14 protein-coding genes are annotated in these 14310 nt (G+C 65.9%); 6 read left to right on the top strand and 8 right to left on the bottom strand.

The window, feature by feature from the left end; translation table 11 throughout:
• Window positions 1–39 precede the first annotated feature (39 nt).
• From serA to GQY20_RS02835, 4 genes are all read right to left on the bottom strand, one after another.
• The gene (gene serA / locus GQY20_RS02850) at window positions 40–1617 is read right to left on the bottom strand and encodes a phosphoglycerate dehydrogenase (protein WP_157215514.1); all 1578 of its coding nucleotides are present in this window, start codon (window positions 1615–1617) and stop codon (window positions 40–42) included.
• Window positions 1618–1759: 142 nt separating this feature from the next.
• On the bottom strand, window positions 1760–2890 hold the full coding sequence (locus GQY20_RS02845; RefSeq protein ID WP_157215513.1) for a phosphoserine transaminase: 1131 nt from the start codon (window positions 2888–2890) through the stop codon (window positions 1760–1762).
• 153 nt (window positions 2891–3043) lie between these two features.
• Window positions 3044–3715 (bottom strand): HAD family hydrolase, encoded by a 672-nt coding sequence (locus GQY20_RS02840; protein ID WP_157215512.1) that lies wholly within the window; start codon window positions 3713–3715, stop codon window positions 3044–3046.
• Window positions 3712–4476 carry a nucleotidyltransferase family protein gene (locus tag GQY20_RS02835; RefSeq protein ID WP_157215511.1) on the bottom strand — a complete coding sequence of 255 codons (765 nt, stop codon included), beginning with the start codon at window positions 4474–4476 and terminating at the stop codon, window positions 3712–3714. Before GQY20_RS02835 ends, GQY20_RS02840 begins: the two co-directional genes overlap by 4 nt.
• Before the next feature lie 157 nt (window positions 4477–4633).
• Here GQY20_RS02835 and GQY20_RS02830 point away from each other — a divergent pair, with 157 nt between their 5' ends.
• Genes GQY20_RS02830 through GQY20_RS02815 form a run of 4 tightly spaced genes read left to right on the top strand, consistent with a single transcriptional unit; the run spans window position 4634 to window position 8055 of the window.
• On the top strand, window positions 4634–5731 hold the full coding sequence (locus GQY20_RS02830; RefSeq protein ID WP_157215510.1) for an ABC transporter permease: 1098 nt from the start codon (window positions 4634–4636) through the stop codon (window positions 5729–5731).
• Window positions 5728–6510 carry an ABC transporter ATP-binding protein gene (locus tag GQY20_RS02825; protein ID WP_157215509.1) on the top strand — a complete coding sequence of 261 codons (783 nt, stop codon included), beginning with the start codon at window positions 5728–5730 and terminating at the stop codon, window positions 6508–6510. The genes GQY20_RS02830 and GQY20_RS02825 overlap by 4 nt, the downstream gene beginning before the upstream one ends.
• A gap of 7 nt (window positions 6511–6517) precedes the next feature.
• On the top strand, window positions 6518–7468 hold the full coding sequence (locus GQY20_RS02820) for an MlaD family protein (protein WP_157215508.1): 951 nt from the start codon (window positions 6518–6520) through the stop codon (window positions 7466–7468).
• A complete protein-coding gene (locus tag GQY20_RS02815; RefSeq protein ID WP_157216128.1) occupies window positions 7468–8055 on the top strand; it encodes an ABC-type transport auxiliary lipoprotein family protein in 588 nt (195 codons plus the stop codon). The genes GQY20_RS02820 and GQY20_RS02815 overlap by 1 nt, the downstream gene beginning before the upstream one ends.
• Window positions 8056–8327: 272 nt before the next feature.
• Here GQY20_RS02815 and GQY20_RS02810 read toward each other — a convergent pair whose 3' ends face one another.
• Together GQY20_RS02810 and GQY20_RS02805 are read right to left on the bottom strand one after the other, a co-directional pair.
• Entirely contained in the window at window positions 8328–8717 is a 390-nt protein-coding gene (locus GQY20_RS02810; protein WP_408641043.1) for a GFA family protein, read from the bottom strand.
• Window positions 8705–9145 carry a YidH family protein gene (locus tag GQY20_RS02805; RefSeq protein WP_157215507.1) on the bottom strand — a complete coding sequence of 147 codons (441 nt, stop codon included), beginning with the start codon at window positions 9143–9145 and terminating at the stop codon, window positions 8705–8707. Before GQY20_RS02805 ends, GQY20_RS02810 begins: the two co-directional genes overlap by 13 nt.
• Window positions 9146–9247: 102 nt before the next feature.
• Here GQY20_RS02805 and GQY20_RS02800 point away from each other — a divergent pair, with 102 nt between their 5' ends.
• Window positions 9248–11017, top strand: coding sequence for an SLC13 family permease (locus GQY20_RS02800; RefSeq protein ID WP_157215506.1), 1770 nt, complete (start codon window positions 9248–9250; stop codon window positions 11015–11017).
• Between the two features lie 32 nt (window positions 11018–11049).
• Here GQY20_RS02800 and GQY20_RS02795 read toward each other — a convergent pair whose 3' ends face one another.
• Window positions 11050–12456: a UdgX family uracil-DNA binding protein gene (locus GQY20_RS02795; RefSeq protein WP_157216126.1), complete on the bottom strand. Its 1407-nt coding sequence runs from the start codon at window positions 12454–12456 to the stop codon at window positions 11050–11052.
• 119 nt (window positions 12457–12575) lie between these two features.
• Between GQY20_RS02795 and GQY20_RS02790 the strand changes: the two genes are divergently transcribed.
• Window positions 12576–13001 (top strand): DUF4345 family protein, encoded by a 426-nt coding sequence (locus GQY20_RS02790; RefSeq protein WP_157215505.1) that lies wholly within the window; start codon window positions 12576–12578, stop codon window positions 12999–13001.
• A gap of 13 nt (window positions 13002–13014) precedes the next feature.
• Here the strand turns inward: GQY20_RS02790 and GQY20_RS02785 are convergent, their stop codons facing one another.
• Window positions 13015–14262 carry a putative DNA modification/repair radical SAM protein gene (locus GQY20_RS02785; protein ID WP_157215504.1) on the bottom strand — a complete coding sequence of 416 codons (1248 nt, stop codon included), beginning with the start codon at window positions 14260–14262 and terminating at the stop codon, window positions 13015–13017.
• Between the last annotated feature and the right edge of the window lie 48 nt (window positions 14263–14310).

The raw sequence follows: 14310 nt of genomic DNA, 5'->3' as shown, positions 1-14310 counted from the left end.
ACCCTCTCCCCGCAGGGGAGAGGGCTTTTCCGTCTCACCTCAGAACGTCAGCGCCTTCACCGTCTTCACGCCCGGCAGCTGGCAGACCTGCCACAGCAGCGGCTCGACCACCGGCGTGTCGACTGAGAGCAGCAGCACCGCCTCACCGCCGGCGCTGCGGCGGCCGAGGTGGAAGGTGCCGATGTTCACGCCCGCCTCGCCCAGGGTCGTGCCGAGGCGGCCGATGAAGCCGGGCGCGTCCTCGTTGACGATGTAGAGCATCGCGCCGTGGAGATCGGCCTCCACCTTGATGCCGAACATCTCGATGAGGCGCGGCGTCGCGTTGGAGAAGATCGTGCCGGCCACCGAACGGTCGCCCGCATCGGTCTTCACCGTCACGCGCACCAGCGTGTGATAGTCACCCTCGCGGTCATGGCGCACCTCGCGCACGTCCAGCCCGCGCTCGCGAGCGAGGAAGGGCGCGTTCACCATGTTCACCGTGTCCGAATAGACGCGCATCAGGCCGGCCAGCACCGCGCCGGTGATCGGCTTCTGGTTGAGCTCGGCAGCCGCGCCTTCCACCTCGATGGCGACACCCTTGATGCGATCGCCTTCCAGCTGACCGATCAGGCTGCCGAGCTGGCGCGCCAGCTCCATGTACGGCTTCAGCTTCGGCGCTTCCTCGGCCGACAGGCTCGGCATGTTGAGCGCGTTGGTGACGCCGCCGGAAACGAGGAAATCGGCCATCTGCTCGGCGACCTGGATGGCGACATTGACCTGTGCCTCGGTGGTCGACGCGCCGAGATGCGGTGTGGAGATGAAACCGGGCGTGCCGAACAGCGGCGATTCGGTCGCCGGCTCCTTCACGAACACGTCGAGCGCGGCACCCGCGACATGACCCGAATCGAGCGCCGCCTTGAGCGCCGCCTCGTCGACGAGACCGCCGCGCGCGCAGTTGATGATGCGCACGCCCTTCTTGGTCTTGGCGATATTCTCGGCCGAGAGGATGTTGCGGGTCGAATCGGTGAGCGGCGTGTGCAGCGTGATGAAGTCGGCGCGGGCCAGCAGGTCGTCCAGCGCGACCTTCTCGACGCCCAGTTCCACCGCGCGCTCCGGCGTCAGGAAGGGATCATAGGCGACCACCTTCATCTTCAGCCCCAGCGCTCGATCGGCGACGATCGAGCCGATATTGCCGGCGCCGATCAGGCCGAGCGTCTTGTTGGTGAGCTCCACGCCCATGAAGCGGTTCTTCTCCCACTTGCCGGCCTGGGTGGAGCGATCCGCCTCCGGCAGGTCGCGCGCGAGGGCGAACATCAGCGCGATGGCGTGCTCGGCAGTGGTGATCGAGTTGCCGAACGGCGTGTTCATGACGACCACGCCCTTGGCCGAGGCCGCCGGGATGTCGACATTGTCGACGCCGATGCCGGCACGGCCGACGACCTTCAGGTTGGTCGCAGCGTCGAGCACTTCCTTGGTGACCTTGGTGGCCGAGCGGATGGCAAGGCCGTCATACTGGCCGATGATCGCGATCAGCTCGTCCTTGGTCTTGCCGGTGATCTCGTCCACCTCGACGCCGCGCTCGCGGAAGATCTGCGCCGCGCGGGGATCCATCTTATCGGAAATCAGGACTTTGGGCATTTTCGAGTGCTTTCGAAAACGTCATCCCAGCGAAAGCTGGGATCGCCTTCAACCGCGGGCCAACCGCCTTTGGTGAGCGATGCCAGCTTTCGCTGGCATGACGTGGATTATGGAAGGTCCCTTGCAGGGTAACGATGCAAGCTCAGCCGGCCTTGGCCGTCTCGTAGGCCCAGTCTAGCCAGGGCCCGAGCGCCTCTATGTCGGCGGTGTCGACCGTGGCGCCGCACCAGATGCGCAGGCCCGCCGGGGCGTCGCGATAGCCGGCGACGTCGTAGGCCGCCTCTTCCTTCTCGAGCAGCGAGGCCATCTTCTTGATCAGCGCCTCGTCCGCGCCCTCGACCGTCAGACAGACGCTGGTCTTGGAGCGCGAGGCCGGATCGGCAGCGAGATGGCCGAGCCAGGAGCGCGCCTCGACGATGCCGTCCAGGGCTGCCGCATTGGCGTCGCTCCGGGCGATCAGGCCCTCGGCGCCACCGATCGACTTGGCCCATTCGAGCGCGAAGATCGCGTCCTCGACGGCCAGCATCGACGGGGTGTTGATCGTCTCTCCCTTGAACACGCCCTCGGCGAGCGCGCCCTTGGAGACCAGGCGGAACACCTTGGGCAGCGGCCAGGACGGCGTGTAGCTCTGCAGCCGCTCGACGGCGCGCGGACCGAGGATCAGCACGCCATGCGCGCCCTCGCCGCCCAGCACCTTCTGCCAGGAGAAGGTGGCGACGTCGATCTTGTCCCACGGAATGTCGTAGGCGAACACCGCGCTGGTCGCGTCGGCGAAGCTCAGCCCCTCGCGGTCGGCAGGGATCCAATCGCCGTTCGGCACGCGCACGCCGCTGGTCGTGCCGTTCCAGGTGAACAGCACGTCGTGCGACCAGTCGACCTGATCGAGCGCGGGCAGCTGGCCATAATCGGCGCGAACCACGGTCGGATCGATCTTGAGCTGCTTGACGGCATCGGTGACCCAACCTTCACCGAAGCTCTCCCATGCGAGCGCGGTCACCGGACGGGCGCCGAGCATCGTCCACATCGCCATTTCGAAAGCGCCGGTGTCGGAACCCGGGACGATGCCGATGCGATGCGTGTCGGGCAAGCGGAGCAGCTCACGCATCAGATCAATCGCATATTGCAGCCGCGTCTTGCCCAGCTTGGAGCGGTGCGAGCGGCCGAGCGATTCGGTGGCGAGCTTTTGGGGGGCCCAGCCCGGCGGCTTGGCGCAAGGACCGGAAGAAAAATAGGGGCGCGCCGGCTTCGTGCCGGGGCGGGCAATGTTCGTCATGTCTGACTCTCCTCACAGAGAGCACGCGCCGCGTTGGGACGGCGTGGCCCGCGGCGGCTCATAGAGGCGTACGGCGAGGTGTCAATCGAAAGCTGTCCGCATGGGCCCGGCAAGTGACGGACCGATGCTGCGATGCAACAAACGCAGCCGACCTCAGCGCCAGTCGAGGATCGGCCAGCCCTGCGTTCGCGCGAGGCTGCGCAACTCGGCATGCGCATTCACCGCGAAGGCATCGTCCGACCATTCGAAGGCCGGCGCATCGGAGGCATGGTCCGAATAGAAGCGGACATGCACCTGATCCCGCTTCAACCCTTCCGCGGCCATCCAGGCGAGGATCATCCGCAGCTTCGCCGGGCCATAGCAGTTCTCACCGTCGATTTTGGCGCTGACGCGCGCGTCCAGGCCGATCAGCGAATTGGTCGCGATGATATCGTCGAAGCCGAGCCGCCGGCCGATCTCTGCGGCATAGAGCTTGTAGGACGCGGTGGCGAGCACCAGCCGCCGGCCGGCGGCCTTGTCCTGCGCGATCATGCTGAGCGCGCCGGGATGGATGTTTGTCCGCTCGGTGTGCTCGGCGAAACCCGCGACCAGCGGGGCCAGATGCGCGGGCGAGATGTGACGGCCGAGCAGCAGCGTCTGGTTGATCTCCTTGAGCCGGGCGCGGTCGATCAGCTTGAGCGCATAAGCAAGCGAGACGCATAGCACCGCGGGCAGGAAGAGGATCCGCCAGGGCGCTCGTCTGCGTAGCGCATAAGCGAGGAACGGTCCGTAAGTGGCCCGGCGGGTAATTGTCCGGTCCATGTCGTAAATGGCCAGCTCGATCATGCGCGCCCCGACAACACCTCTTCCGCCAGCTCGAGATCCGCCAGCTTGTCGACGTCGACCGCGGCCAGCGGATCGGAGAGCGCGACCGGCTTCACGCGTACGCCGAGCTTGCGGCCGGCTTTGTCGAGCGCGCCTTCCAGCGTAATGGTGCGGGTGAGCGCGCGCAGGAGCAGCATCGGGCCGAAGCGCAGGATCAGTTTCCAGCCCTTCTTGCGATCCGCCTCTATCTCGCTCCAGATCGCCAGCGCCTCGCGTGCCGCGACGCCGTTGAAGGCGAACAGATTGGCGCCCGTCCATTGCCCGCCGCGGAAACGCAGCCACGTCCGCTTGCTGTCCGGAAAGCGGCTCTGCACCACCTTCCTTTCGACCACGCCAACGGCGACGTCGACACCGGCCGTGGCCGACAGGAAGGTCGAAATCGTTTCGGGACGCAGCAGGACATGATCCGCCGTCGTCACGAAGATCGGCCAGGGCGCGTCGGGCCCACCCGCGATCGCCGCGATCGAATTGGAGATGCCGCCTCCGCTTATCGCGAAACTGATGCGCTCGTCCGCCGGCAGCACGGCGGCGATGGCATCGACATCCTGCGTCAGCACACGCACTCGCCCGATCTCCGGGCAGGAAAGCAGCGTTTCGGCGACGCGCGCCACCATCGGCCTGCCGGCCACCGGAACGAGCGCCTTCAGGCGGCCGCCGCGCATGGCGGCGAGACGATCTATGCCGGGGCGGCTCCCGGCCAGGAGCAATGCCGTCCGCCTCATTCGTCACGAGCTCCCGAACAGCGATATTGCGATGTTGCGACACCCATGGCGAGCGACGTAGCAGGAACCGGCGCCGGTTTCATCCCGGTGCAACCGTCTGGCCTTCAAGGCGTTCCGTCTTGCCGATGCCCTCGGTTTGGACCACTGTGCGCCCCGCATGAACAGCCCGGCCGATTTCACCGAAGAGGACGATGCCCTGCGCTTCTCCGGCGCATTGGTGCTCGCGCGGCTCGGCAATCTGCCGCAACGGCTGGAAACTCTGGCGAAGCAGCCCCGTGCGATCGACCTGTCGGGCATCGAGCGGATCGACACCGTGGGGGCGTGGCTCATCCACCGGCTTGCGCGCGACAGCGATGCCGACGTGACCGGCGCCAACGAGGATGCGAAACGGCTGATCGATCAGGTGAGCCAGCTCGACAAGCCGTTGCAGATGCGGCCCGATCCGACGCCCCCTTTCATCCGCGTGCTGGCCCAGATGGGGGCCGCTACGGTCTCCGCCTTCCGCATGCTCTATGGGCTGCTCGGCTTCTTCGGCGCGATCCTCATTTCCTGTTGGGACATAATCCGCGATCCGAAGCGCTTTCGCGGCAATGCCATCGCCCGTCAGTTCGAGGTGGTGGGCGTCGATGCGCTGGGCATCATCGGTCTGATGAGCTTCCTGATCGGTATCGTTATCGCGCAGCAGGGCGCCGTACAGCTGCGCCAGTTCGGCGCCGAGGTGTTCACGATCAACCTGATCGGCCGGATAACGCTGCGCGAGCTCGGCGTGTTGATGACGGCGATCATGGTGGCCGGTCGATCGGGTAGCGCCTTCGCGGCACAGCTCGGATCGATGAAGCTGGCAGAGGAAGTCGATGCGATGCGCACCATCGGCGTCTCGCCGATCGAGGCGCTGGTCATCCCCCGCGTGATGGCGACGGTGATCATGATGCCGCTGCTCGGCTTCTACGCCGCGCTGGTTGCGATCATCGGCGGCGGCCTGTTTTGCTGGATCTCGCTCGACATCCCGCTGATCACTTTCTTCCAGCGCATCCGCGAGGTGGTTCCGATCACCGACCTCTGGGTGGGCTTGCTCAAGGCGCCGGTGTTCGGCCTGATCATCGCCATGGCCGGCTGCTTCCAGGGCATGCAGGTAGAAGGCAATGCCGAGGAAGTGGGCCTGCGGACCACTGCCGCGGTGGTGCAGGGCATCTTCCTCGTGATCGTGCTCGACGCTTTCTTCGCCGTCTTCTTCTCGAGCATCGGCTGGGTATGAGCGACACGGACGGCGAAATCGTCATCTCCGTGCGTGGCCTGCGCAACGCGTTCGGAGAGCAGGTGATTCACGACGAGCTGGACCTCGATGTGCATCGCGGCGAGATTCTCGGCGTCGTCGGCGGGTCCGGCACGGGCAAATCCGTGTTGATGCGATCGATCATCGGACTGCAGCACCCCGTGGCAGGCGAGGTGCATGTGTTCGGCGAATCGATGATCGGCCGGGATGACACCGAGGCGACCAACGTGCGCAAGCGCTGGGGCGTGCTCTTCCAGGGCGGCGCCCTCTTCTCGACCTTGACCGTCGCCGAAAATGTCGAGGTGCCGCTACGCGAATATTATCCGGAGCTGCACCAGCAGCTGCTCGACGAGATCGCCTCTTATAAGATCATGATGTCGGGCCTTCCCGCCGAGGCCGCGCCCAAATTCCCGTCCGAGCTGTCCGGCGGCATGAAGAAGCGCGCAGGTCTCGCGCGCAGCCTGGCGCTGGATCCAGAGTTGCTGTTCCTCGACGAGCCTACGGCGGGCCTCGATCCGATCGGGGCTGCCGCCTTCGACGAACTGACCAAGAACCTCAAGGAAACGCTCGGCCTCACCGTATTCCTGATCACCCACGATCTCGACACGCTCCACGCCATTTGCGACCGCGTCGCCGTGCTCGCCGATCGCAAAGTGATCGCGGTTGGAACGATCCCGGAACTTTTGGCATTGGACCATCCGTGGATTCAGGAATATTTCAACGGACCCCGCGGGCGCGCCGCGCTCGGCGCAAAACGATGAGACGCTGATGGAAACCCGCTCCAACCATGTTCTCGTCGGCGGCGTCGTGCTGGGCCTCCTGGTGCTGACGCTCGCCACGATCATCTGGATCATGCACATCGGGAATCCCGACCGGAAGCAGTTCGACATCTTCTTCAAGCAATCGGTGGACGGGCTCGCCAAGGGATCGCAGGTCACCTTCTCCGGCGTGCCGACCGGCAAGGTGGAAGAGATCAAGCTGATGCCGGATAGCCCGGAATTTGTGCGCGTGCGCATCTCCGTGGACGAAGGCGTGCCGGTGCTGCAAGGCACCACGGCATCGATCGCAGGCGTCGGCTTCACCGGCGTTTCCCAGATCAACCTCGATGGCGCCATCAAGGGAGCCCCGCCGATCTCCGAACCGGGCCCCTATGGCAAACCGGTGATCCCCACACGACAGGGCGGGCTCGGCGCACTTCTCAGCACGGCACCCCAACTGCTGGAGCGGCTGACGACGCTCACCGAGCGGATGACCTCGCTGCTGTCCGACCAGAATCAGAAATCGATCACCGGCATTCTTGCCAATGTCGACAAGCTTTCGGGAGATCTGGCCGCGCGCGGTCCCGAGATTGCCGCAACGCTGGCGCAAACCAGGATCGCCGTGCAGCAGGCGGGAGATGCCGCGCAGAAGATTGGCGCGCTGGCGGACACCACCAACGCGGCGATGCAGAGCGACGTGAAGCCGATGCTGGCCAATCTCAACCAGACTGTGGCCGCTGCCAAGCACACGCTCGAGAGCATCGATTCGACGGTCAGCGAGGCCAAGCCGGGACTCAGGGCCTTCTCCGCGCAGACGATACCGGAAATCAGCCAGCTGGTGCGAGACCTCACCGAAATGTCCGAAGCGCTGACCGGCGTGGCCAACCGCCTCGACCGAGGCGGCGCAGGCGCCGTGCTCGGCGGCAGCAAGCTGCCCGATTATAAGCCGAAAGGAAGATGATGAAGGCGCGCTCCCTCCTGGCTCTCGCGGCCGCCGTGCCTCTGGCCGCCTGCCTGAGCTTCGGCGCGAAGCCACCGGCATCGCTGCTGACGCTTACGCCGACCGCCACCCTGCCCGCGGATACGGCGCGCAACGCGACGGATGGCCAGGCCGTTGTGGTGATCACGCCGAGCGCACCCGCGCCGCTCTCCACTCTGCGCGTCCCAGTGCAGGCAAGCGCGACCGAGATCGCCTATCTCAAAGATGCACAGTGGACCGATACGCCGGCCAAGATGTTTCGCGGTCTGCTGGCCGAGACTATCGCAGCGCGGACCAGCCATGTCGTCCTGGACGTGCGGCAATTCTCGGTTTCGCCAGGCATCAGACTCAGCGGCGGGATCAAGGCGTTCGGTCTCGACCATCCGTCGGGCAGCGCGGTAGTGATCTTCGACGCGACGCTCTCCCGATCCGGCAAGGATCAGCTGGAAACACGCCGCTTCGAAGCGCATGTGCCGGTTTCCGACGAACGAGCGGCTCCGGTCGGCGCGGCGCTCAATCAGGCTGCTAATCAGGTAGCCGTGCAGGTGGCCGACTGGATCGGACAATAGCCTCCTCTCCGTCTCTGCACCTTTCCACAAGCTGCGATGCAGGCTTTACCCCCTGCTGACGAATGGCAGAGCCCCCTCGCCATGCGCCCCTGACCAGCCGCCTGGACGGGCAATGGCCGGTCTTATGGCGCCTTTCCGCGGCGTTCCGTCGTTCGATCACGTCGGAGACCTCTCCCTGACCCATTCTCTGCCGCGACGCACCCAAACGCAATCAGGGCCGGATGCGCCTGCGTCTGCGAGGCTGCACCGTAGTCCGACCGGTTTCAGATCCTCTACAGTTTTGCGCCATCGAAGTGGCTGATTTCCAGGGCGTCGGCATCGATCTCGTCCGCACAGCGCAAGTTGATCTCCACCATCGCCTCACCCTGCGGAGTCTTGCCTTCGGCGAAGGGCGAGCAGCCGCAGGTGCGGCAGTGATGGTGAGCGATCGCATGATGATTGAAACGATAGGTTTCGAACGCATCGCGCGGCGTTTCCAGCGTGAAACGGTCCGGCGTGGTGAAATGATGGAGCTGCGCCTTGCGCCGGCAGATCGAGCAGTTGCACATGACGGCCTTGCTCGGCGGATCTTCATCGACGGTATAACGAATAGCTCCGCAGTGACAGCTTCCGGTAAACGGCATAGCGAGTTCTCCTGTCGATATGGCGGTCAGCGCGACCATATGCCGATCAGCGCAGCAAGCGAGACGAGCAACAAGAAACCGTTGACGGCGACGAGCAACCATTCCGGCACGCGGCGCGTATCCGGGCGAGGCGGCGGAGCGCCTGGCATCAGAGCGCGCCAAACCGCGGCGACGAAACAGAAGCCGCTGAACAGCACGAGGAGGCTGCCAGCGGCGCCGATCAGCCAATGGGACATCAGCCCGTCGAGCAGCGTGCGCGCGCCGATGCCGGAGGCGAGCGCGGCAAGCCCGGTCCGCACCCAGGCGGCATAGGTCCGCTCGCCAGCCAGCACCGTACGATCCGCCGCGAGCACGGTCCGCCGATCCGCACTGTCCGCCTGTTGTTGGGCGCTGTCCTTCAACTCGCCGGCACTATCCGCCAGTTCGCGATGGGCCTCCGCGACGATGTGGCGATCAGTCTCGATCATGGCTGCAAAACGCGCGAAGCCGAAATCCTCTCCCGACTGCGAGCGCGTGCGGCGAAATCGCGTGCGGCGCGTTGGCTCGCCGACACATAATGCGGAGCGGTAATGACCGGACCTCAGATTGCCGCCTTCGCCATCCTCGCAGGGATGATGGTGCTCTTCATCTGGGGAAGGCTGCGCTATGATCTGGTGGCGGTGCTCGCCCTGCTCGTCTCGGTCGCCGTCGGTACGGTGCCGGCGAAGAAGGCATTCGACGGCTTCAGCGACGATATCGTGATCATCGTCGCCAGCGCGCTGGTAGTCAGCGCGGCGGTCGAAAGATCAGGTATCATCGAGTCTCTGCTGGGGCGCATCTCCGCACATGTCAGCCGCGTGCGCTGGCAGCTCACCGTACTCGTAACATCCGTCACCTTCCTGTCGGCCCTCGTCAAGAATATCGGCGCGCTGGCCATGCTGATGCCGGCGGCCCTGAAGATGGCGAAGAAGTCCAACGCGTCCCCTTCCGTCTTTCTGATGCCGATGTCGTTCGGCTCACTGCTCGGCGGACTGATCACGATGGTCGGCACCTCACCCAACATCATCGTGTCGCGCGTGCGCGAGCAGATGACCGGCGAGCCCTTTCGGATGTTCGACTACACGCCGGTGGGTCTCGGCCTCGCACTGATCGGAATCATCTTCCTGCGCTTTGGTTATCGGCTGCTGCCACGCGGAAGGCGCGCGGCGCCGACGATGGGCGATGCGCTCGATATCAAGGATTATATGACCGAGGCGCGCGTTGCCGAAGGAAGCGCGCTGATCGAGAAGGATCTCGCAGCCTTCGCGCAGGAGCAGCAGGTGGAGGTGGGCGCGATCCTCCGCGGCTCCCGGCGGCAGCGCGTCGCGATGCGCGGTGCGGCGCTTGAGGAAGGCGACGTGCTATTGCTGCGCGGCGAACCCGATGCGCTGGAGCGCGCCATCGCGACAGGCGGCCTTGCGCTGGAAGGACAAGATCGTGCCGCCGTCACGGACACGCCCGCCGACAACATCGGCGTGATCGAGGCGGTCGTGACCACCCAGTCACTGCTCGTCGGCCGTGCGGCGGGGCGGATCGGTCTGCACGAGCGGTTCGGCGTCAACCTGCTGGCCCTCTCCCGATCGGGCCAGCGCCAGATACGCGGCCTTGGCGATACACCGCTGCGCGCGGGCGACGTCGTCGTTCTGCAGGGGCCGCTCGACATGCTGCCGGAACAGCTGCGCGAGCTCGGCTGCCTGCCGCTCGCCGAACGTCCGCTGCGGCTCGGCAACGTGCGCAGCGGCCTGCTGCCGGTGGGCATATTGGCGGTGGCGATGGGGCTGACGGCCTTCGGGCTGGTGCCGGTGGCGGTCGCTTTCTTCGGCGCCGCGGCGCTCGTCATGCTTAGTGGCGCGCTGCCCCCGCGCGAGGCCTATCAGCATGTCGAATGGCCGATTCTGGTGATGCTGGGCGCGCTGATTCCGGTCAGCGAGGCGCTGCAGGCGACGGGCGGCACCAACCTGATCGCCGGCTGGCTTTCCACTCTGGCCGCGACCTTACCCGCATGGGGGGCGGTGGCGCTCATCCTGGTCGCCGCGATGGCGGTGACGCCCTTCCTCAACAATGCCGCGACGGTGCTGGTGATGGCACCGATCGCGGCGACCTTCGCCCACGACATCCATCTGCGGCCGGATGCCTTTCTGATGGCGGTGGCGGTCGGCGCCGGCTGCGACTTCCTCACACCGATCGGCCACCAGTGCAACACGCTCGTCATGGGTCCCGGCGGTTACAAGTTCGGCGACTATGCCCGGCTCGGCGCGCCGCTTTCTCTGCTCGTCGTGTTGGCGGGTGTGCCGCTGATCATGTCGGTGTGGCCGGTGTGACGTCAGCGGATCGATGTGGCGCTGGCCCGTCCTCAATCCAAGGCCGTCAACCGTTCCTTCACCTGCACGAGATCCTCGACGAAGCGAGCATATTCCTCGCGCCGGTCGGCCTCATCCTGGACACGCAGCAGGAAGCTCGGGTGCACCGTCACCCAGCCCTCGCCGCCATCCTCTAGCCGATGCGCGCGGCCGCGCGCCGCGGATATGGTGACGATCTTGCCGAACATCTGGCGCGCCGCGGTCGCACCCATCGCCAAGGTCAGCCGCGGCCGCAACACCAGCCTTTCCTGCTCGTACCACCAGCGGCAGGCCTTTATCTCGCCGCCATTGGGGCTCTGGTGGAGCCGGCGCTTGCCGCGCGGCACGAACTTGAAGTGCTTGACCGCGTTGGTGACGTAGACGCTCCCGCGATCGAGCCCCGCGTCGGCCATGGCCCGATCGAAAAGCTGGCCCGCCGGGCCGACGAAGGGCCTGCCGGCGAGATCCTCCTGATCGCCGGGCTGTTCGCCGACGATCATCAGCCGTGCGTTGGCCGGACCTTCGCCGAACACCGTCTGCGTCGCATGGCGATGCAGATCGCAGCGCGTGCAGCCCCGCGCCTCTTCGGCCAGGGCGGCGAGCGCGGCTTTGCGATCATGGCCTTGCTGCGGCTTTGCTGCGGTCCTGATCATGCCGGCCTCCCGTGCCTGCGCACCTGCGATCAACTCCGGCACCAACGCGGTTTCGGGCATGTTTTTCCAATATTTCTTCGGCATCTCCTTCAGCATCGCGCCGATTTTCAGGCGGGCCGGGTTGAAGATGGACGCATAATAGGTCCGCCAGACCTGTTCCACGGGATCGCCGGCCGGCGCGTCGGCGCGCTGCGCTGCGGGCCCTTCGCACAAGGACGCGCCGTCCCAGTGCAGCGTCACCTCCGGGGTCAGGATCGACCAGCGCATCGTGGCGAAGCGCCGAACGAAGAACCCGGCATTCATCCGGGCGATATGATGATCTGGTTCGAACCAGGCGACGAAGCGGACGGCTCCATCGGGTTCGGCTATTTCGCGAAAACGCAGAAAGGCATGCATCTTGTGCATGTCGCGGCGCACCTGCCGCGCCATCGTCTCGACGCGCCGCACCAGGGGGTCGGCCCGATCCGCAAGCGCGCCCGGCCAATCCCGGATCCGGCCGAGCAATGCATGAAGCAGGGCGAAGCGTTCAGGATCGCGATGCGCGATGGCTGTCCGGGCGATATCGATGAAGCCGCGCGGCACGTTGAACCCGCCGTCCCCGCCAACGGGCGGCAACGGCATCGCGGCGACGGCTGAAAACAGATCGCCACCCTCGCCCGCCACCTGCCAGACCACGCTTTCGGGCGGGACGCCGTGCATCACCAGCGCTCGCGCCGCCTCGCGCCAGCCCTCGAAATCGTCCTGCGCCGCCAGCGTCACCCGATGCAGTATTTCAGCCATGGCACGGCTTCCCGGTGATGGTGGGAGCCCGCCGGCGATGATAGGATGACCGGGCGATCGCAGCACGAAAGCGCAGCAAAGCTGCCGGGCGATCGCGGGAGACGGACATGGTACGCATCTGGCTTGCGCTCATGGCGCTGTTCTTCATCGTTCCCAGCCTGCTCTATCTCATCGATCCGGCGACCAATTTCGCGGCCAACGGACAGGCACTGGTCGCCACCGCGGCCCATACCGACGTACGCGTCATGTACGGCACCTTCCCGATCGCGATCGGCCTGTTCCTGATCCCGGCCGCGCTCGGCCGCAGCGACCCGCGCTGGGCCTTGTGGCTATGCTTCGTGATCTTCGCGCTCATTGTGCTCGGCCGGCTGATCGGGCTGGCGCTCGACCATGGCGACCAGAGCTTCACCCGCATGTGCCTGATGTTCGAAGTGCCGGTGATGCTGATCTCGGGCGCACTGCTGTTCGTCCGCCGGACCGCGGCGACGGCCGCGCCGGCGACGGCCGCGCCGGCGACGGCCGCCGCAGAATAGCTTCGCCGCCACATCACGCGCTGAACAGCTCGAGCTGTCGCTCCGGCGATGCGAGCGCACGGCGCAGATCGGCGCGGTCGGTCAATGTTGTCGGCCGCCAATCCGGCGTTGTGACGAAAGGCCGGATGCGGGCGATGGACACGGTGAGGCGGGCGAGATCGTCGAGCCGCAACATGCGCACGCGCCGCGCCGCCACGATGGCGTCCACCGCCTTGATGCCAAGGCCCGGAATACGCAGCAGTGCCTCGCGCGGCGCGCGGTTGACGTCGACCGGGAAATGCTCGCGAAACTTGAGCGCCCAGGCCAGCTTGGGATCGATGTCGAGCGGCAGCATCCCATCCGCGCCCGCCGCCTGCGCCACTTCCTCCGCGCCGAATCCGTAGAAGCGCATCAGCCAGTCGGACTGGTAGAGCCGGTGCTCGCGCATCAGCGGCGGGCGGCGCAGCGGCAGGATCGCGCTCGCATCCGGGATCGGGCTGAAAGCGGAATAATAGACGCGGCGCAGGGCGTAACGATCGTAGAGACGGCGCGCCGTGCGCACGATCTCGCCGTCGTTCGCACTGTCCGCGCCGACGATCATCTGGGTCGACTGGCCGGCTGGCGCATAGTCGGGCGCGGACCTGTAACGTCGGCGGGCATCGTGGCCATCCTCGATCGCGGCCCGCATTCCCGCCATCGCGCCGGCAATGCGGGTACCGGATTTTTCGGGCGCGAGCCGCTTCAGGCCGCTCGCGGTGGGCAGTTCGATGTTGATCGACACACGGTCGGCATGGATGCCGGCAAGGCGGATCAGATCCGGATCCGCATCCGGGATCGTCTTGAGGTGGATATAGCCGCGAAAGCCGTGCTCCTCGCGCAGGCTGCGCGCGACGGCGACGATCCGCTCCATCGTATAGTCGGACGAGCGGATGATGCCCGAGGAGAGGAACAACCCCTCGATATAGTTGCGGCGATAGAAAGAGAGGGTGAGGTTGACCACCTCCTCCACCGTGAAACGCGCGCGGCGTACGTTCGAGCTCTTCCGATTGATGCAATAATGGCAATCGAACACGCAGCTGTTGGTCAGCAGGATCTTCAGCAGCGAGATGCAGCGCCCATCCGGCGCATAGGCGTGGCAGATGCCCATGCCTTCGGTGGATCCGATACCCCTCTTCGCGCCCGCGCTGTCGCGCTGCTTCGTGCCGGACGAGGCGCAGGACGCGTCATATTTTGCGGCATCGGCCAGAATGGCGAGCTTTTCTTTGATATCGAGCTGGGCCATTTGTTCCTTATATGTTCCATGTGCGGCGCTGTCCATTGATCGAGGTTG

This window comes from Flavisphingomonas formosensis (assembly GCF_009755815.1).
Classification (GTDB): domain Bacteria; phylum Pseudomonadota; class Alphaproteobacteria; order Sphingomonadales; family Sphingomonadaceae; genus Flavisphingomonas; species Flavisphingomonas formosensis.
This window is presented reverse-complemented; position numbering and strand designations above follow the sequence as displayed.